The following is an 18,618-nucleotide window of genomic DNA, read 5'->3' on the forward strand; positions in this document are numbered from 1 at the left end:
GGTCGATCGTGACCCCAGCACAGACCGAGGTGTCGCGGCGGCGCGACACGTCCCAGGACCCCGAGGACCGCACCCCGGTCATCTCCGTGCGCCGGCTGTGGAAGGTGTTCGGGCCGAAGGCCGACGAGGTGCCCGGCTCGGCGGAGTTGTGCGGTCTCACCCGCCGCGAGCTGATGGACCGCACCGGCTGCACGGCCGCCGTACGGGACGTGGACTTCGAGGTGTCGCCCGGCGAGGTCTTCGTCGTCATGGGCCTGTCCGGCTCCGGCAAGTCCACCCTGGTGCGATGTCTGACCCGGCTGATCGAACCGACCGCCGGGGAGGTCGTCTTCGAGGGCGAGGACATCCGGGACGCCGATCCCAGGCGGCTGCGCGAACTGCGCCGCAGCAAGTTCTCCATGGTCTTCCAGCACTTCGGCCTGCTGCCGCACCGCAGGGTCGTGGACAACGTGGCGTTCGGCCTGGAGATACGGGGCATGGGCAAGGCCGAGCGCACCAGGAAGGCCCTGGAGGTCGTCGAACTGGTGGGCCTCGCCGGATACGAGAACTCCTACCCCGACCAGCTCTCCGGCGGTATGCAGCAGCGCGTCGGACTCGCCCGCGCCCTCGCCGGCGACCCCGACGTCCTCTTCTTCGACGAGCCGTTCTCCGCGCTCGACCCGCTGATCCGCCGCGACATGCAGAGCGAGGTCATCCGCCTGCACCACGAGGTCGGCAAGACCATGGTGTTCATCACCCACGACCTCTCCGAGGCACTCAAACTCGGCGACCGCATCCTGATCATGCGCGACGGCAAGATGGTGCAGTGCGGCACCGGAGACGAACTGGTCGGTGCACCCGCCGACGACTACGTACGCGACTTCGTCAAGGACGTACCCCGCGGTGACGTCCTGACCCTGCGCTGGATCATGCGTCCCGCGGAGCCCGAAGACGCCCTCGACGGGCCCGAGTTGGGCCCCGACGTCGTGGTGCGCGAGGCCACCCGGGCCGTACTGGCCGCCGAGAAACCGGTCAAGGTCGTCGAGCGCGGCAAGCTGCTCGGCATCGTCGGCGACGAGGAGATCCTCTCCGTCGTCGCCGGCCGGGAAGGCGGCGCGTGATGGCCGTCGCCGCCGACGCGACCGCGCCGGTCGCGACGATACGCAAGAAGGTCAGCCGTCCCATGGTGGTGGCGGGAATCCTGCTCGCCTGGCTGGTGCTCTTCGCCGTCCTGCGCGGCCGGCAGACGCTGACCCTCGCGGCGGCCGACCTCACCGCACTGCACCGCTGGCTGAACGACCTCAACGACAGCATCGGGGCCAACCGCAACTCCAACCCGCTGTTCCTCTACTTCTTCAACGAGATCCGGCTGGCCATCGACAACCTGGTGACCTTCGTCCAGTCCCTGATCTCCCAGCCCACCGGCACCCGGCCCGTCCCGCAGATCGGCTGGCTCGGCGTCGTCGGCGTCACCGGCTATGTCTCCTGGGCCGTGGGCAACTGGCGGGTCGCCCTGCTGGCCGTGGCCGGCTTCACCTTCTTCGGGCTGCAGGGGCTGTGGCAGGAGAGCATGGACACCCTGGCGCTGACCCTGTCCGCCGTCGTCGTGGCGCTGCTCATCGGCATCCCGCTCGGTGTGTGGGCCGGCCTGTCCGACCGGTTCAACCGGATCATGACGCCCTTCCTGGACTTCATGCAGACGATGCCGACCTTCGTCTACCTCGCCCCGCTCACCCTGATCTTCCTCATCGGCGGGGCTTCCGCCGTGATCACCACGGTGATCTACGCGGCACCGCCCGCCATCCGCATCACCGCGCACGCCATCCGCTCCGTGCCCGAGACCACCGTCGAGGCGGCCGACTCGCTCGGCGCGACACGCACCCAGCAACTGGTGAAAGTCCTGCTGCCGATGTCGAAGCGCACGGTCGTCATGGGCGTCAACCAGACCATCATGGCCGCCCTCGCCATGGTGACCATCGCCGCCCTGATCGACGCGCCCGGCCTCGGCAAGACCGTCGTCCAGGCGCTGCAGTCCCTCGATGTGGGGACCGCGTTCAATGCCGGCCTCGCCATCGTCGTCATGGCCATCGTGCTCGACCGGGTCACCACGGCGGCGGCCGGACGCGCCGAGGCGGCCCGCCGCACCGGCGGCCGCCTCCTGAAGTGGCGCCGGCCGCTGCTGGTGGCCGGCGGGATCGCGGCCGCCGTCCTGGTCTACCTGTCCCACACCTACGTCTGGGCGGCCGAGTTCCCCGGCAACGGCAGCACCGGCAGTCACATCGCGAGCGCGGCGGACACCGCCACCACCTGGCTGCAGGACCATCTCTCGGGACTGACCAACGCCCTGCGGGACGCCATCACCAACGGCCTGCTCAACCCCTTCCAGACGCTGCTCACCGACTCCCCGTGGTGGCTCGTCGGCATCACCCTGGTCGCGCTCGGCGCGGTGCTCGGCGGCCGGTGGGCCGCGGTGACGGCCGCCGTGTGCGTCGGGCTGCTGGTCGGTACGGGCGTGTGGTCGGACAGCATGACCACCCTCGCCTCGACCGCCGTGGCCACGGTGCTGGTGATGCTGCTCGGTGTCGTCTTCGGCGTGTGGATGGGACGCAGCCCGCTCGTGGACCGGCTGGTGCGGCCCACGCTGGACGCCGCACAGGTCATGCCGCCGTTCGTCTACCTCGTGCCGTTCCTGGCCCTGTTCGGCGCCACCCGGTTCACCGCGATCGTCGCGGCCGTCGTCTACGCGGCACCCGTCGCCATCAAGATCATCGCGGACGGTGTGCGGAACGTGCCCGAGTCCACCGTGGAGGCGGCCACTTCGGCCGGGTGCAACACCTGGCAGATCATCACCAAGGTCCAGCTGCCGATGGCACGCAGCGCCCTGACCCTCGCGACCAACCAGGGTCTGATCTACGTGCTGTCGATGGTTGTTGTGGGCGGCCTGGTAGGGGCCGGAGCACTCGGCTACGACGTCGTGGCCGGGTTCTCGCAGGGAGAGCTGTACGGCAAGGGGCTGGCGGCGGGGCTCGCCATCGTACTGCTCGGAGTCATGTTCGACCGGATCACTCAGGCTGCGGCACGACGCACCAGGGCATAAGGAGCACGACACCATGGCAAGACACTGGCGAGCCGGCGCGGCCGGCCTGGCCGTCCTCGGCCTCACCCTCACGGCCTGTTCGGGGGCGAAGGTCGGCGACAGCACCTCGGGCTCCAAGGCCTCGGGCGGCAAGTGCGGCACCTTCAACCTGGCCGTCAACCCCTGGGTGGGCTACGAGGCGGACGCGGCGGTCGTCGCGTACGTCGCGCAGCACGACCTCGGCTGCACGGTCAACAAGAAGGACCTGAAGGAGGAGATCGCCTGGCAGGGCTTCGGGACCGGTGAGGTGGACGCCGTCCTGGAGAACTGGGGCCATGACGATCTGAAGAAGAAGTACATGACCGGCCAGAAGACCGCCGTCGAGGCGGGCCAGACCGGAAACAAGGGCGTCATCGGCTGGTTCGTGCCGCCGTGGCTGGCCAAGGCCCACCCGGACATCACCGACTGGAAGAACCTCAACAAGTACGCGGCCGACTTCAAGACCTCCGAGTCGGGCGGCAAGGGCCAGCTCCTCGACGGCGACCCGTCCTACGTCACCAACGACGCGGCGCTGGTGAAGAACCTGAAGCTCGACTTCAAGGTGGTGTACGCGGGCAGCGAGACCGCGCTCATCCAGGCGTACCGGACGGCCGAGAAGAACAAGCAGTGGGTGATCGGCTACTTCTACGAGCCGCAGTGGTTCATGTCCGAGGTGCCGCTGGTCAAGGTGAACCTGCCGACGTACAAGACGGGCTGCGACGCCGACGCGGCCAAGGTGGCCTGCGACTATCCGGTGTACAACCTGGACAAGATCGTCAGTTCGAGCTTCGCCAGGTCGGGCAGCCCGGCGTACAACCTGGTGAAGAACTTCAACTGGACGAACGACGACCAGAACGCCGTGGCCAAGTACATCGCGGTGGACAAGATGTCGGACGACGCCGCGGCCAGGAAGTGGGTCGACGCGAACCCCGACAAGGTCAAGGCCTGGCTGAAGTAGCCGGAGCCGGGACGAGGCCGGTCGAACAGGCCCGGCGGGCGGTGCGCACCTGTGCGCACCGCCCGCCGGGCATCGCCTTGTTCCGGGCTGTTCTCCGACGTCACCGCCCCCTTGACACCCCTCTCGGCGACGGGCACATTGAGTTGCGCAGCCTGAATCAAGTTGCGCAGAAAGCAACTGGACCGGTCTCAAGTTCGGAGGTTGGGCGATGGCGGGACCCCGAGTGGTGATCATCGGAGCGGGTGTCGTGGGAGCGGCCCTGGCGGACGAGATCTCCGCACGCGGCTGGACCGAAGTGACCGTGGTCGACCAGGGCCCCCTCCCGGCCACCGGGGGATCCTCCTCGCACGCCCCGGGCCTGGTCTTCCAGACGAACCCCTCGAAGACCATGACGGAGCTGGCCCGCTACACCGTCGAGAAGTTCTGCTCCCTCGAGGTCGACGGTGAGCCCTGCTTCCTCCAGGTCGGCGGCCTCGAGGTGGCGACCAGCCCCGAGCGCCTCGCCGAACTGCACCGCCGCCACGGCTGGATCACCGCCTGGGGTGTCGAGGCACGCCTGCTGACTCCCGACGAGTGTGTGGAGCAGCACCCACTGGTGAACCGGGACAGGGTCCTCGGCGGCCTCCTCGTCCCCACCGACGGCCTCGCCAAGGCCGTCCTCGCCGTCGAGGCACAGATCCGCCGGGCCACCGAGCGCGGTGTCCGCTTCCTCGCCCGCCACGAGGTCCTGGACGTGCGGCAGAGCGAGGGCCGGGTCACCGGCGTGGTGACCGACCAGGGCGAGCTTCCCGCCGACATCGTCGTGTGCTGCGCCGGCATCTGGGGCCCGAAGATCGCCCGCATGGCCGGGATGAACCTGCCCCTCACCCCGCTCGCCCACCAGCTCGCCTGGACCGGCCCGGTCCCCGCCCTGGCCGGCCAGACCGAGGAGGCGGTCCGCCCGATCCTGCGCCACCAGGACGCCGACCTCTACTACCGCGACCGCTTCGACGGCCTCGGCATCGGCTACTACGGCCACCGCCCCATGCCGGTCTCCGCCGACGACATCCTCTCCGTGGACGAGGCGGAAGAAATGCCCTCGGTCATGAAGTTCACCGAGGAGGACTTCGAGGAGGCCTGGACCGAGACGAAGTCCCTGCTGCCCGCGACCCGCGAGGCCAAGGTCGAGGAGGGCATCAACGGTCTGTTCTCCTTCACCACCGACGGCTACCCGCTGCTCGGCGAGTCCCCGGACGTCCAGGGCTTCTGGGTCGCCGAGGCCGTGTGGGTCACCCACTCGGCGGGCGTCGGCCGGGCCGTCGCCGAATGGCTGGTCGACGGCCACTGCTCCTCGTTCGACCTGCACGAGTGCGACGTCAACCGCTTCGAGCCGCACCAGCTCTCGCCGGAGTACGTCCTGGCCCGCGACTGCCAGAACTTCGCCGAGGTCTACGACATCCTCCACCCCCTCCAGCCCTCCGGAAAGCCGCGCCCGATCCGCACCAGCCCGTTCTACGCCCGCCAGCAGGAACACGGCGCGTTCTTCCTGGAGGCGAACGGCTGGGAGCGCCCCCAGTGGTACGAGGCCAACGCGGGCCTGGTCGAAGGCCGTTCGATCCCCACCCCCAACGACTGGGCCGCCCGCTACTGGTCGCCCGTCGTCGGCGCCGAGGCCCAGGTCACCCGCGAGAAGGTCGCCCTCTACGACATGACCGCCCTCAAGCGCCTGGAAGTCAGCGGCCCCGGAGCCGCCGACTTCCTGGAGCGGCTGGTCACCGGCAAGGTCGCCAAGTCGGTCGGTTCGGTGACGTACACCCTGCTCCTGGACCACGACGGCGGCATCCGCAGTGACATCACCGTCGCCCGCCTCGCCCGAGACCGCTTCCAGGTCGGCGCCAACGGCAACCTCGACCTCGACTGGCTCACCCGCCACCTGCCCGCCGACGGCCGCGTCCAGGTCCGTGACATCACGGCCGGCACCTGCTGCATCGGGCTGTGGGGCCCGCTCGCCCGCGAGGTCCTGCAGCCGCTGACCGGCGAGGACTTCTCCAACGAGGGCCTGAAGTACTTCCGCGCCAAGCACGCCCACATCGGCAGTGTCCCGGTGACGGCCATGCGTCTGTCGTACGTCGGTGAGCTGGGCTGGGAGCTGTACACCACCGCCGACCTGGGCCAGAAGCTGTGGGACACCCTGTGGGCGGCGGCCGAGCCGCTCGGCGGCATCATCGCCGGCCGGGGCGCCTTCAACAGCCTCCGCCTGGAGAAGGGCTACCGCTCCTTCGGCACCGACATGACCTACGAGCACGACCCCTACGAGGCCGGCGTCGGTTTCGCCGTCAAGCTCGACAAGGGCGACTTCATCGGCAAGGCCGCGCTGGAACGCCGCAAGGCCGACGTACGGCGCAGGCTGAGCTGTCTCACCATCGACGACCCACAGGCGGTCGTCATGGGCAAGGAGCCGGTGTACGACGGTGACCGCGCCGTCGGCTACGTCACGAGCGCCGCCCACGGCTACACCATCGGCAAGGGCATCGCCTACGCCTGGCTCCCGGCCGAGCTGGCCGTCCCCGGCACCACCGTGCACATCGGCTACTTCGACCGGCGGATCGAGGCGGTCGTCGCCGAGGAGCCGCTCTTCGACCCGGCCATGTCCCGCCTCCGCGGCTAGCCCAGGGGAAGGAACACCACCGGTGACCGCACAACTCCTCGACTGCGGGGCGACCGCCGCCGCCGTCCGTCGCGAACTCACCTGACCGCGACGCCGACCCCGCCTGGAGACGCGGCGGCTCAGCCGGACAGCCGGGATCGCAGCAGCCGCTTGTCCGGCTTGCCCGCCGCCGTCAGCGCAATGGCGGGCACCAGGTGCAGGGCGTCGGGAGCGTAGAGGCGGCCCTTGCGGGCGGTGACGAAGTCACGGATCTCCGCCAGCGAGGGCCGCTGTCCGGCGACGGGCACCACGGCGGCGTGGACGTGCTCCACCGACTCCTCGTCCCGGGCGCCGTAGACCGCGCACTGGGCGACGGCCGGGTGGCTCAGGAGAAGGTCCTCCAGCTCCGCCGGATACACATGGCCCCCTACGACCACGATCATCTCCTTGATCCGGTCCACGATGTAGAGGTAGCCGTCCTCGTCGAGACAGCCGACGTCACCGGTGCGCACCCAGCCGTCCCGCAGCACCTCGGCGGTCAGCTCCGGCTGCTTCCAGTAGCCCTGCATCACATAGGGCGAGCGCACCTGCACTTCGCCGCGTTCCCCGGGCGGCAGGGTGGTGCCGTCGGCGTCCACGACGGCGATCTCCACGCCGGGCAGGGCCCGGCCGACCGTCAGCTGCCCGCCGGGACCGGTCACCTCGTGGTCCTCGGGGCGCGCCTCGGTGATCATCTGCGCCTCGGACTGCCCGTACAGGCCGTAGAGCACGGGCCCCAGGACCTTGGCCGCCTGCCGCAGCCTGGCGGGTGAGGCGGCGGTGCCGCCGTAGCTGATCCGGCTCAGGCTGGACAGATCGGTGCGGGGCAGGTCCGGGTGGTCCAGCAGTTGGTAGAGCAGCGGCGGCAACAGCCAGGTGTGGGTGATGCGTTCGCGCTCGATCAGGGCCAGCACGTCCCCGGCCTCGAAAGCGTGCCGCAGGACCACCGAGCCGCCCTGGTGCAGCGCCCGGTCGGCGAAGATGCCGGCGAGATGGGCGAGTGAGGTGCAGGCCAGAAAGCGGGGCGGGTCACCGGCGTCGGTGAGCGGGTACGCGAGGCTCTGCCGGTAGGGGCCGTGGGTCATGCGGATGCCCTTGGGGATCCCGGTGGTTCCGCCGGTGTGCCGGATGCACCAGTCGTCGTCCGGGCCCACCGCAGAGGCCATCGGCCGCGCGGGGCGCCGGGCGGCCGTGGCCAGGACGTCCTCGGCGAAGCCGCTCGGACCCAGGCCAAGGATCTGCGGACCGTCGGGGAGCTGTGACAACTCCCGTGCGGTGTCGTGGCGTTGGCCGTCCACGAGCAGCAGGGAGCAGTCCACGCTCGCCATCACGCGGGCCATGACGGGCGGGCTCATGCCCTCGTAGAGGGAGACCACCCGGGCACCGGCCAGATTGGCGGCGTAGCGGGCGACGAGGGCCTCGGCGGTGTTGCCGGTGAGCAGGGTGACCGTGGTGCCGCGGCCCACCCCGCGCTCCGCCAGTTCCCCGCCGAGCCGGTGGATCCGGTCCCGTAACCCGCCCGCGCTGATCACGAGCCCCTCGGCGGTCGTGACGGCCGCGCGCGACGGCTCGGCGGACAGTGCGTCGAGTACGGCCTCCACGTAGCTGCGGAAGCCGCCTTCCGCGGTGGCGTGGCTCATGTCTCTTCCCCCCTGTCGGAACCGGTGGACACCGTCGACGCTAGTCGCGACCGTTCATGCCTTCCACGACCTGTTCCGTCATGTGCTCATGACGCGTCGGGCATGAGCCCTTCCAGCGGTTCCGCGCCCTGCCCGGCGGGCCGGTGTCAGCTGGTGGCGCAGGAGGGGGGTCAGCCCGGATGGCCCATCCGGTGGCTGATCTCCTCGGCGCCCTTGAGCAGCGCGGGCGCCAGTTCGTGCAGACGCTCCTCGGTGAAGCGGTACGCCGGCCCGGACGCGCTGAGCGCGGCGATGACCTCGCCGTCACGGGAGCGGATCGGGGCGGCCATGGCGTGCAGCCCGATCTCCAGTTCCTCCAGCGTCACCGCGTAGCCACGCTCACGCGCCTCGGTGAGGTTCTGCTCGAGCTTCTTCCTGGCGGTCAGGGTGTGCGGCGTCAGCCTGCGCAGCCCGGAGGCCGCGAGGACGCGGGCCCGCTCCTTCGCCGGCAGGTGGGCCAGCAGGATCTTGCCGCTGGACGTGGCGTGCACCGGGGTGAGCTGCCCGACCCAGTTGTGTGTGCCGACGGCGCCGGGACCGCGCACCTGGTAGAGGTTGACGGCGTAGTGCTCCTGCAGGACCGCGATGTTGACGGTCTCGCCGATCTCCTCTATCAGCCGCTCGCACACCGCACGGCCCTGCTGGGTGACGTCGAGACGGCTGGTGACCGCACCCGCGAGGCGTACGATCCCGAACCCCAGCCGGTACTTGCCCCGTTCGGCCGTCTGCTCGACCAGGCCGCGTGCCTCGAGCGCACCGAGCAGGCGGAACGCGGTCGACTTGTGGACGTCGATCTCGGCGGCGACCTCACTGACACCCGCCTCGCCGCGCTGGGCGAGGATCTCCAGGACGCTGATGGCACGGTCGACGGACTGCACCCCGCCCGCCGAGGAGCCTGGTGTTTCGTTATCTGCAACGCTGTTGCTCATGGCGCAACTATACGCAGTGGCGTGTCTGTATCCCGCCACGCCGGTATACCACGGTGCGGCGGTGTGCGCAGGGCCTCCGGACGGGCTCGTCAGCGCCCGGCCCTTCCATGCGGTGCGTGACGGTTCGGATGGCAGCCGGTGGGGAGCTGGCCTAGCGTGCTGACCAGGGGAGCGACCTGGTCCGGCCCTGAGAGGCGGTGCGTGCCGCTGTGATCGACTTCGAGGAACTGCAAGATCCCGACCAGTTCGTCCGCGCCGCCATGCAGTGGCACTTCGGGCCGGACACCGGATCGGCGTTCTGGCTGGACCAGGCGCGCGGGCTGGACTTCGACCCGCTCACCGACGTCAGGACGTTCGACGATCTGGCCCTCTTCCCGAACGTGGTGAACGAGCTGCGGCAGGTGCGGATCGAGGACCTGATCCCACGCGGGTACGGCGGGAGGCGCATCCGGTCGCCGTGCTCGAGAGCGGCGGCACCACGGGCGTACCCGAACGGGTGGTCCTGCTGGAGGACTGGCTGGACCGCAATGTGTCCCTGTGGCGAGCGAGCCTGGCCGAGCACGTTGTGCGGCAGGAGGTGAACTGGCTGATGGCCATGCCCTCCGGTCCGCACCTGTCAGGTCCGTTCGCCCAGCGGCTGACCCGGCTGACAGGTCGTGTCGTGTTCACCGTGGACCTGGACTCGCGCTGGGCGAAACGGCTGGCCGCCCAGGGGCGCACGGATGAGCTGGAGGCCTACGCGCTGCACGTCGTCGACCAGATCGGGCACATCCTGCGCAGCCAGGACGTCGGGGCGCTGATGATCACGCCGCCGTTGCTGCAGCGGCTCGCCGGCCGGGAGGACCTGGTCGCACTGGTCGAGGAGAAGGTGCACGACCTCCTCGGCCGCACGCCCGCCCCCCTGCCGGAACCCCGCGGCGCGGCCCGCGTGCAGTTCCTCTTCGCCCCGCCCGGGTAGCTGACCACCGTCCACGGAAGGGGCCGCGTGGCGGAGCACCCGGCGGTGCGGGCCGCCGATCTGACGGTGTCCCCCGGAGATGTCATCGCGCCGGTGAAGAACTCCTTCACCCGCTCCGCGGTCTTCGTCACCACCGTGGACGGCCCCGACCCCGTACAGGCGGTGCACGAGGTCGACGAACTGGCCATCGCGCTCGCCTCGCAGGTGGTCTTCGAGGTGACCTGAGCAGGGAGCGCGGCCGGGATCTCCCGCTCGCGGCCCCGACAGGATCAGGGGCGGCCGGACCCGTTCAGGTACGCCAGCACCGCCAGCACCCGGCGGTTGGTCTCCTCGGAGGCGGTGATGCCGAGCTTGCCGAAGATGCTCGCCGAGTGCTTGCCGACGGCGCTCTCGCTGATGAACAGCCGGGCGGCGACAGCGGCGTTGGAGTAGCCCTCGGCCATCAGGGCCAGTACCTCGCGCTCGCGGGGCGTGAGGGAGGCGAGCGGGTCGTCGCGGCGGCGGCCGCCCAGCAGCTTGGCCACGACCTCCGGGTCCATCGCGGTGCCGCCGTCCGCGACCCGGCGTACGGCTTCCACGAACTCCTCGGCGCCGAGGACCCGGTCCTTGAGGAGGTAGCCGACACCCCCGGTGCCGTCAGCCAACAGCTCGCGCGCATAGAGCTGTTCGACATGCTGCGACAGCACCAGCACCGGCAGCCCGGGCCGCCTGCGCCGGGCCTCGAGCGCCGCCTGCAGCCCCTCGTCGGTGAAGGTGGGCGGCAGCCGTACGTCCACCACGGCGACGTCCAGCTCCTCCTCGGCCAGCGCCCGCCGCAGCTCCGGACCGCTGGCCACGGCGGCGGCGACGGTGAAGCCGTGTGCCGTCAGGAGAGTGCAGAGCCCCTCCCGGAGGAGGAAGAGGTCTTCTGCGAGGACAACACGCAAGGCAGCTCCATCGTCACCAGGGTTGGCCCTCCGGCCGGGCTCTCGATGCCGAGAGTACCGTCGAAGGCCGACAGGCGGCGGCGGATGCCACGCAGCCCGCTGCCGCCCGCCCCGAGCAGGGGCCCGTCCTCCTCGCGGGCGCCCCCGCACCCGTCGTCCCGCACCACACAGCGCAACACGCCGTCCCTGTGGCTCAGTTCGACGCGGGCATGCGCCGCGTCCCCGTGCCGGGCGGCGTTGGTCAGCAGCTCGGCGACGGCGAAGTACAGCGCGGCCTCGATCGGCCCTTCGGGGCGGCCCGGCAGCCCGTCGGCATCGACCTCGGCCTCGAGCGGGGCGTCGAGGGCGAGCGCGCGCAGCGCGTCGACCAGCCCGCGTTCGGCCAGCACCGGCGGGTGGATGCCGCGCACCAGGGCGCGCAGCTCCGTCAGGGCGCGCACCGAACTCTCGCGGGTCTGCCGTACCAGCTCGCGCGCCCGGTCCAGGTCCGTGTCCATCAGTGTCTCGAGCGCGCCGAGGGCCAGGCCCATCGCCACCAGCCGGGCCTGCGCGCCGTCGTGCAGGTCGCGTTCGATGCGGCGCAGTTCCGCGTCCCGGCTGTCCACGGCCGCGAGGCGGGTCTCGGTCAGCTCCTCGACCCGCTCCGCCAGCCGGCGCCGTTCCACCTCGGCGGCGACGGCAGGTGCCGGGCCGAGCAGCCGCGGCAGCCAGTGCCGGGCGTGCAGCCGGGAGGCGGGGCCGGACAGCCACAGCGCGGCGCAGTACAGGGCGAGGCCACCGGGCACCGCCACGACCGGCTCGTGGAGCAGGCCGTGATGACTGCCGAACAGCGCGGCGACACCCGGGGCGAGCAGCCCGAACAGGCCGAACCACGCCAGCGCGCCGGGGCCGAGCAGCACCACCAGTGCGACCAGCGGTTCCAGCGCGAGGAAGAGCAGGTCGCGGCGGCCGGCCGGATCCTCGCGCAGCGGCCGGTCCCGGAGATAGGGGCTGGGGATGGCCGTACCGCCCCACCGCCCGGGCACCTTGCGGTAGTTGCCCATCACCGCCCGCACCGCGCGGAGCCAGCCGTGGTCCGGGTCGCCCTCCGTGCGGAGCCGGCCCGCCAGGTACACGAAGAACATCGTCAGGGCCGCGAGGCCGCACCAGCCGATCGCCCAGCAGTACCCGAGGTCCCGGTGGCGCCGCCCGAACCGGCGCAGGGCGGTGCGGGCGACGCGTCCGGCGGTCGTGGTCATGTCCACCAGTGTGGCGTGACCTGGGACGGACGGCGTGTGCCCAGACTCCGTGCGGGGGTGGGGCTGGGCACACCCCCTTTCGGCAGCTGGGCCCCATGTGCGCGTTCCCGCAGCTCCGTAGCGTCGAAGGCGTCAGGACAGGACACGGTCCGAGGGACACGGACCAGGGGGAAGGACATGAGCGCGATGCGTAACGTGAACAAGGACGTGGGGTCGCCGAACGGGCCGATGCTGCAGAGCCTGGTGCTGAACGTCGCCGCGCCGCTGGCCGTGTTCTACGGGCTGCGGGCGGCCGGGGCCGGCCTGTGGTGGGCGGTGTCGGCGAGCGCCGTTCCGCCGACGCTGGAGGCGCTGCTGACGGTGGTGCGCGAGCGGCGCGTAGGGCTGCTGGGCATCCTGGTGCTCAGCATGGTGGCCCTGGGGGCGGCGCTGTCGGTCGTGACGGGGAGCCCGCGCTTCATGTTCGCCAAGGACGGCTGGATGACCGGGATCGTCGGGCTGGTGTTCCTGGCCACGCTGCGCGGGCAGCCTTTCATCTACCGGATCCTGTCGTCGGTGACGAGGGGGGACAAGCGCACTCAGGTGGAGCACAACTGGCAGGTGTCGCCGACCTTCCGCCAGGTGATGCGGCTGCTGACGGCGGTCTGGGGCATCGGCCTGCTGCTGGACTCGGCGGTGCGGGTCGTGCTCGCGTACACGCTGCCCGTCGACTCGGTGATGCTCGTGACCACGCTCCAGTACGTGGTGCTGTTCGTGGGCCTGGAGATCTTCAGCCGGCGCTACGGGCGCGGGCCGGCGCGCCTCGCCGCCATCCGCAGCGAGGCCGCGACGGCGCCGGCGGCGGCCTGACAGAGGCATCGGAACCGACGACGGAGGAGCAGGGTCATGGCGCAGGTGGTAGTGGTCACGGGGGCGGCGAGCGGCATCGGCGCGGCGGTCGCGCGGCACTTCGGCGGGCTCGGGGCGCACGTGGTCGTGGGGGACATCGACGAGGCGGGCGGCGCGGCCGTGGCGCGGGAGGCGGGCGGGCTGTTCGTCCGGACCGACACCACGCGGGAGGAGGACAACCTCGCGCTGATCGCCGGCGCGGTGGAGGCGTACGGCGGGCTGGACCTGGTGCACCTGAACGCGGGCATCGGCGACGGCGGCGGCTTCGGGGAGGACGACTACGACGCGCACCGCCAGCACCGGGTGCTGGCGGTGAACCTCCACGGCGTGATGTACGGACTGCACGCGGCGCTGCCGGCGCTGGCCGCGCACGGCGGGGGCTCGCTCGTGGTGACCTCCAGCATGGCCGGGGTCGGGCTGGCCCCCTTCGACCCGGTGTACGCGGCGACCAAGTACGGCGTGATCGGACTGGTCCGCTCGCTGGCCCCGACGTGGCAGGAGAAGGGCGTGCGGATCAACGCGATCTGCCCGGGGTTCGTCCGCACGCCGATCCTGCCGCCGGAGGCCGTCGACTACATCGTCGGCGAGGGCTTCGCCCTGGCCGAGCCCGCCGAGATCGCGGCGTCGGTCGCCGACATCGCGGCGGGTGAGGAGACGGGGCGCGCGTACGTGCTGCAGGCGGGCCGCGCCCCGGAGCCGGTGGCCTTCCCGAAGCTGGAACTCGTACGGGCGGACACCGGAACCCGGAAGTGACGATCAACGGCCGGGAGTCACAACTGTCCATTGACCAGAACCCTCCAGCCAGGGATGAACCCGCAGATCAACCAAGCAAGCCGACGGCAAACCACAAATAATCCTTGTGACGGTAGGCTGTCCGCTGTGGATCTCAACGCTGTGCGCACGTTCGTCTCGGTCGTGGACACCGGCCAGTTCCAGAAGACCGCGGCCGACCTCTCGCTCACTCAGCAGGCCGTCTCCAGGCGCATCGCCACGCTCGAGCAGGACCTCGGGGTGCGGCTGTTCGACCGCACCGGACGCGGCGTCGACCTCACCATCGACGGCAAGGCGTTCCTGCCCCACGCCCGTGCCCTCCTCCAGGCCGAAGAGCGCGCGGTCGCGTCCGTGCGGCCGGGGAGCCGCGCCCTGCGCGTCGACGTCGTCGGCCGCCGCTCCGGCACGGCCGGACTGCTGCGGGACTTCCACAGCGCCCATCCGGAGACACAACTCGACGTGGTGACCCTCTTCGACGCCGACCAGGCCGTCACCGCCCTCCAGGCGGGCTCCATCGACGCCACCTTCCGGGCCGTCCTGCCCGGAAGCAGGCTCCCCGAAGGCATCGAGAGCGTCCCGGTCTACGACGAACCCCTCCAGCTGTGCGTCGGCCCCGCCCACGCCTTGGCCGACGCCGCCGCGATCACCCCGGCCCAGCTCGCCGGACAGCGCATCTGGATGCCCGGCAACGTCCCCGGCACCGAATGGGCCGCCTACTACGACGCGTTCGCCGCCGCCTTCGGCGTCACCATCGACGCGATCGGCCCCAACTTCGGTGTCGAGGCACTCCTCGACGCCATCGCCGACTCGGACTCGCTGGCCACCTTCTTCGGTGAACGGACACCGCTCGTCTGGCCCGCCAGCTACGGCCTGCGGCGCATTCCCGTGCACAACCCCACGCCGGTCTATCCCCACTCCCTGCTCTGGCGCACGGACAACCCTCACCCGGCGCTCGCCGACCTGCGCACCTACCTCGCTGCCGTACGGCCGAACCGCACCGACGGGCCGGCCTGGGTACCGACGTGGGCCCAGAGCGGCCGCTTTGGCGCCACGGCCGAGCCCGATCGGTGAACCGGCGTCCCCGCCCTCAGGGACTTCGCCCCTCCGCGCCGTAGTACAGCCCGAGGAACTCCTCCATCGCCGCGTCGACGCCGGCGCGGTCGCCGGTGGCGAGCAGGTCGAGGAGCAGGCCCCGGACGGTGGCGAGCCCCAGTCTGGCGCGGTTCCGGGCCTGGGCAGGGTCCGCCCCTGCCGCCACCTCGGCGCTCACGTGCGGCTCCAGCCAGTCCGTCACCAGCCCTTCGGGAACCGGGAGCGCCTCGGGGCGGCCCCGTAGCGCCTGCCCGCAGAGTTCGAAGAAGAGCCGCTCCTGACCGGCCAGTTCGGGGTCGGCCAGCTGTTGCCACAGCCGGCGCGCGGCATCGGCGGGGGAGAGGCCGGGCTGGGTGCGGAGCCGGGACAGCAGCTCGCGCTGGCGCCCCTCCGACGTGCGGACGATCTCGACGAGCAGCTGCTCCTTGGTGCCGAAATAGTGGATCAGCATGCGGTGACTGACGCCGATCGCGGCGCCCAGGCGGCGCAGACTCAGGTCCGCGATGCCGTGTTCCGCCACGTGATCGACGGCCGCGTCCACCAGCTGGGCGCGCCGGTCCCCGTCCGTGCCGCGCGCGGCCCCGCCCTGCGGATCCGCCTCGTCGCTGTTCACCACAACGCGAGTGTACCGAACGGTACATGCCGCATGTACCGTGTGGTACATGAAGTCTGTCACCGTGTCGACCGACGTACCGCAGACGCCCGAGCAGGTCTACGACTTCCTCGATGTCATGGCTCACCACGAGCGATTCACCGACCACTACCTGACCGACTGGCGCTACAGCGGCCCCGCTCGCGGCGTCGGATCATGCGCCACGGTCACCGCCGCGCTGGCCGGGACGACGACCGACGTCACCGTCGAGGTCGTCGAGGCCGACGAGCCGCGGCGCATCGTCGAACGCAATGTCAGCGCGGGCGGCCGTCGCCTGGCCCACGGCACCTACACCATCGAACCGCTGCCCTCCGGCGGGAGCCAGGTCTCGTTCACGTACGCCTGGACGCGCGCCCCGCTCGCCGACCGCCTGCTGACTCCCGTCGTCCGGGCCACCATCCGGAGCGCCAACCGCACGGTCATGCGGCGCCTGGCCGTGGAACTGGCCCGCCATGTGTCCGCCGCCGGCTCCTGAGAGCGCCGTTCGGCCGGCGGACCCGACGGCCACGACGGAGGTTTGCACCACATCTCCGTCCGCGGTGGGCGCCGGACTTCGGCAGGACGGAACGAATCCGCTCCCGTCGGCGTCGTTGTCCTGTGAAGAGCAAGAGTCCTGTACTTGATCGTCGTGTTGTGCCGGCCGCCGTCGCGGCCCTCGTCGTCCTGACGGGATGTTCGGCACTGGCGGCAGGCGGTGCGAAGACCGTCACGCGCAAGGAATCCATCACCCGGCCGGTCACCGTCGGCGGCGACGACCGCACCCTCACCGTCATGACGGTGTCGGGCGGGTGCGACGGCCTTCCGCGCCTCCGCGCCGCCGAGACCCCGAAGGCCGTCCTGCTCACCGTGCAGGTCGTCACCCGGACGGGACCGGGCGTCGCCTGCCCGGCCGTCGCGCGCTTCGGCCCGGCCCGAGCCACCCTGCGCACCGTGCTCGGCTCGAGGACCGTGACCGACCGCACGACCGGCCGTCGGCTGCCGGTGCGCAGACAGTGAACTCGGCGAGGACGGCCGGGCGGACGTGGACCATCCCCGTCTGGTTCTCCTCCCCACGTCTCTTTCTTCCTACGCCGCGAGTCGTAGCAGGAGCGCAAGTCCGCCCCACAGATGGATTCGCCCGTCCCCGCGGACACGAAATCGTCGTGCCGTCCTGGAAGTTGACCGAAAGGATCGGCCATCGTGCGGATAGGACGCATGGCGCCCTTGTTCACCGCGGGGATCACGGCGACGCTGCTCGCCACCCTCGCCCCCGCGGCGCAGGCATCCGCGGCAGACCCGCTGAGCAGATTCGAGAACCAGAAGCCCGCGTGGCAGCGATGCGACGCGTCGCAGCCCGCCGCCCTGCAGTGCGCGACGATCAAGGTCCCGCTCGACTACGACCACCCCGGTGCCAAGACCATCGACCTGGCCATCTCCCGTATGAGGACCAGCGTCCCCGGCAAGCGGCACGGCGTGATCCTCTTCAACCCCGGCGGCCCGGGCGGCGAGGGCCTGGACATGCCGGTCATGATGAAGGAGGGGATGCCCAAGAAGGTCCTCGACCAGTACGACCTCATCGGGTTCGATCCGCGCGGCGTGGGCCGCAGCAGCCCGGTCACCTGCGGTCTCACGACCACGGAGCAGAACTTCGAACACGCCTACCGGACCGAGACGTTCAAGCGCGACGTCACCTGGGCGCGGACCGTCGCCGACAAGTGCCGTGCCAGGAACGGCGACAAGCTGAAGTACATCACCACCCGCAACACCGCCCGTGACATGGACGTCATCCGGGCCGTTCTGGGCCAGAAGAAGATCTCCTACCTGGGCTACTCCTACGGCACGTACCTGGGTGCCGTCTACGCGCAGATGTTCCCGCAGCGGACCGACCGCTGGGTGCTGGACAGCGCGGTCGACCCCGCACGGGTCTGGCGGGGCATGATCCAGGTCTGGGCGCAGGGCACCGAGCCGGCGTTCACCCGCTGGACCAGGTGGACGGCGCAGCGCGACCGCACCTACCGGCTCGGCGGCACCCCGGCCGAGGTGAGGAAGGCGTTCTGGGATCTGATCGCCCGCGCCGACCGCTCACCCGTCGACGACGGCGGCCGCAAACTCACCGGCGACGACATCCGCGCCGCCCTGCGCCCCGCGTTCTTCACCCCCAAGTACGCGGCCGAGGCGGTCGTGAACCTCAAGAAGGCCGCCGACGGCCATGCGGCCTCCCGCGGCTCCCTGACGCCGGGCGACCAGCCGGGACCGCGCGGGTTCACGGCTCTTGCCGCACAGGCGCCGGCCGACAACGGTACGGCCGCCTTCTGGACCGTGGTCTGTGGCGACACGGCCGCCTGGCCGCGCGACCCCGAGCAGTACCGGCGCGACGCGATCCGCGACAAGGCCGCGTACCCGCTCTACGGCGACATCGCCTCCAACATCCTGCCGTGCGCGTTCTGGAACAAGCCGGCCGAGCCCGTCACCACCGTGAACAACAAGGTCGGCGTGCTCACCGTCCAGAACGAGTGGGATCCCCAGACGCCCTTGGTCAGCGGGCTCGGCATGCACCACGCCCTGAAAGGCTCGCGCATGGTGTTCGTCAAGGGCGGCGAGGGCCACGGCGTCTACTCCGCGGACCCGCGGGCCTGCGCCAACCGCACCGTCAACGCCTACCTGAGCACCGGAAGGCTCCTGGCACGGGATGTCACCTGCGCGCCGTCCGCTCCCCGGAGCCCCGGCGTGGCCCAGCCTCTCGTCCCGGCGCCGCAGCACACACCGGCAGGGCCCCGCTTCTGACGGAC

17 protein-coding genes are annotated in these 18,618 nt (G+C 71.1%); 12 read left to right on the plus strand and 5 right to left on the minus strand.

Annotation, left to right across the window (positions count from 1 at the left end; genetic code table 11):
- Positions 1-8: 8 nt before the first annotated feature.
- The 4 genes from A6P39_RS39170 (at position 9) to A6P39_RS39185 (ending at position 6,699) form a co-directional block, all read left to right on the plus strand.
- Positions 9-1,100, plus strand: a complete 1,092-nt coding sequence (locus A6P39_RS39170; RefSeq protein WP_067051513.1) for a quaternary amine ABC transporter ATP-binding protein — start codon at positions 9-11, stop codon at positions 1,098-1,100.
- The gene (locus tag A6P39_RS39175) at positions 1,100-3,076 is read left to right on the plus strand and encodes an ABC transporter permease (protein WP_067051515.1); all 1,977 of its coding nucleotides are present in this window, start codon (positions 1,100-1,102) and stop codon (positions 3,074-3,076) included. The genes A6P39_RS39170 and A6P39_RS39175 overlap by 1 nt, the downstream gene beginning before the upstream one ends.
- A gap of 13 nt (positions 3,077-3,089) precedes the next feature.
- Positions 3,090-4,052 carry an ABC transporter substrate-binding protein gene (locus A6P39_RS39180; RefSeq protein WP_067051517.1) on the plus strand — a complete coding sequence of 321 codons (963 nt, stop codon included), beginning with the start codon at positions 3,090-3,092 and terminating at the stop codon, positions 4,050-4,052.
- Between the two features lie 208 nt (positions 4,053-4,260).
- Positions 4,261-6,699 (plus strand): GcvT family protein, encoded by a 2,439-nt coding sequence (locus A6P39_RS39185; RefSeq protein WP_067051519.1) that lies wholly within the window; start codon positions 4,261-4,263, stop codon positions 6,697-6,699.
- A 119-nt stretch (positions 6,700-6,818) separates the two neighbouring features.
- Here A6P39_RS39185 and A6P39_RS39190 read toward each other — a convergent pair whose 3' ends face one another.
- The gene (locus tag A6P39_RS39190) at positions 6,819-8,357 is read right to left on the minus strand and encodes an AMP-binding protein (protein WP_067051521.1); all 1,539 of its coding nucleotides are present in this window, start codon (positions 8,355-8,357) and stop codon (positions 6,819-6,821) included.
- Between the two features lie 170 nt (positions 8,358-8,527).
- Entirely contained in the window at positions 8,528-9,325 is a 798-nt protein-coding gene (locus tag A6P39_RS39195; protein WP_067051523.1) for an IclR family transcriptional regulator, read from the minus strand.
- A gap of 457 nt (positions 9,326-9,782) precedes the next feature.
- Here A6P39_RS39195 and A6P39_RS39200 point away from each other — a divergent pair, with 457 nt between their 5' ends.
- Both A6P39_RS39200 and A6P39_RS39205 read left to right on the plus strand, forming a co-directional pair.
- On the plus strand, positions 9,783-10,283 hold the full coding sequence (locus tag A6P39_RS39200) for a hypothetical protein (protein ID WP_159396131.1): 501 nt from the start codon (positions 9,783-9,785) through the stop codon (positions 10,281-10,283).
- Positions 10,284-10,508 carry a hypothetical protein gene (locus A6P39_RS39205; RefSeq protein ID WP_267893356.1) on the plus strand — a complete coding sequence of 75 codons (225 nt, stop codon included), beginning with the start codon at positions 10,284-10,286 and terminating at the stop codon, positions 10,506-10,508.
- A 44-nt stretch (positions 10,509-10,552) separates the two neighbouring features.
- Here A6P39_RS39205 and A6P39_RS39210 read toward each other — a convergent pair whose 3' ends face one another.
- Together A6P39_RS39210 and A6P39_RS39215 are read right to left on the minus strand one after the other, a co-directional pair.
- Positions 10,553-11,209, minus strand: a complete 657-nt coding sequence (locus A6P39_RS39210; RefSeq protein WP_067051531.1) for a response regulator transcription factor — start codon at positions 11,207-11,209, stop codon at positions 10,553-10,555.
- Positions 11,149-12,447, minus strand: coding sequence for a sensor histidine kinase (locus A6P39_RS39215; protein ID WP_079133610.1), 1,299 nt, complete (start codon positions 12,445-12,447; stop codon positions 11,149-11,151). The genes A6P39_RS39210 and A6P39_RS39215 overlap by 61 nt, the downstream gene beginning before the upstream one ends.
- 177 nt (positions 12,448-12,624) lie before the next feature.
- Between A6P39_RS39215 and A6P39_RS39220 the strand changes: the two genes are divergently transcribed.
- The 3 genes from A6P39_RS39220 (at position 12,625) to A6P39_RS39230 (ending at position 15,177) form a co-directional block, all read left to right on the plus strand.
- Complete coding sequence (locus tag A6P39_RS39220; protein WP_159396132.1) at positions 12,625-13,296, plus strand: VC0807 family protein; 672 nt, start codon at positions 12,625-12,627, stop codon at positions 13,294-13,296.
- Positions 13,297-13,332: 36 nt separating this feature from the next.
- Positions 13,333-14,088 carry an SDR family NAD(P)-dependent oxidoreductase gene (locus tag A6P39_RS39225; protein WP_067051537.1) on the plus strand — a complete coding sequence of 252 codons (756 nt, stop codon included), beginning with the start codon at positions 13,333-13,335 and terminating at the stop codon, positions 14,086-14,088.
- A 126-nt stretch (positions 14,089-14,214) separates the two neighbouring features.
- Positions 14,215-15,177, plus strand: coding sequence for a LysR family transcriptional regulator (locus A6P39_RS39230; RefSeq protein ID WP_067051539.1), 963 nt, complete (start codon positions 14,215-14,217; stop codon positions 15,175-15,177).
- Between the two features lie 16 nt (positions 15,178-15,193).
- Here A6P39_RS39230 and A6P39_RS39235 read toward each other — a convergent pair whose 3' ends face one another.
- Positions 15,194-15,814, minus strand: coding sequence for a TetR/AcrR family transcriptional regulator (locus A6P39_RS39235; RefSeq protein WP_067051542.1), 621 nt, complete (start codon positions 15,812-15,814; stop codon positions 15,194-15,196).
- A gap of 46 nt (positions 15,815-15,860) precedes the next feature.
- Between A6P39_RS39235 and A6P39_RS39240 the strand changes: the two genes are divergently transcribed.
- The 3 genes from A6P39_RS39240 to A6P39_RS39250 all read left to right on the plus strand — a co-directional run bounded on the left by A6P39_RS39240 (position 15,861) and on the right by A6P39_RS39250 (position 18,613).
- On the plus strand, positions 15,861-16,325 hold the full coding sequence (locus A6P39_RS39240; RefSeq protein WP_067051544.1) for an SRPBCC family protein: 465 nt from the start codon (positions 15,861-15,863) through the stop codon (positions 16,323-16,325).
- A gap of 158 nt (positions 16,326-16,483) precedes the next feature.
- Positions 16,484-16,846 carry a hypothetical protein gene (locus A6P39_RS39245; RefSeq protein WP_067051546.1) on the plus strand — a complete coding sequence of 121 codons (363 nt, stop codon included), beginning with the start codon at positions 16,484-16,486 and terminating at the stop codon, positions 16,844-16,846.
- A gap of 183 nt (positions 16,847-17,029) precedes the next feature.
- Positions 17,030-18,613: an alpha/beta hydrolase gene (locus A6P39_RS39250; protein ID WP_443053029.1), complete on the plus strand. Its 1,584-nt coding sequence runs from the start codon at positions 17,030-17,032 to the stop codon at positions 18,611-18,613.
- Positions 18,614-18,618 lie beyond the last annotated feature (5 nt).

Source organism: Streptomyces sp. FXJ1.172 (assembly GCF_001636945.3).
Taxonomy (GTDB): Bacteria; Actinomycetota; Actinomycetes; order Streptomycetales; family Streptomycetaceae; genus Streptomyces.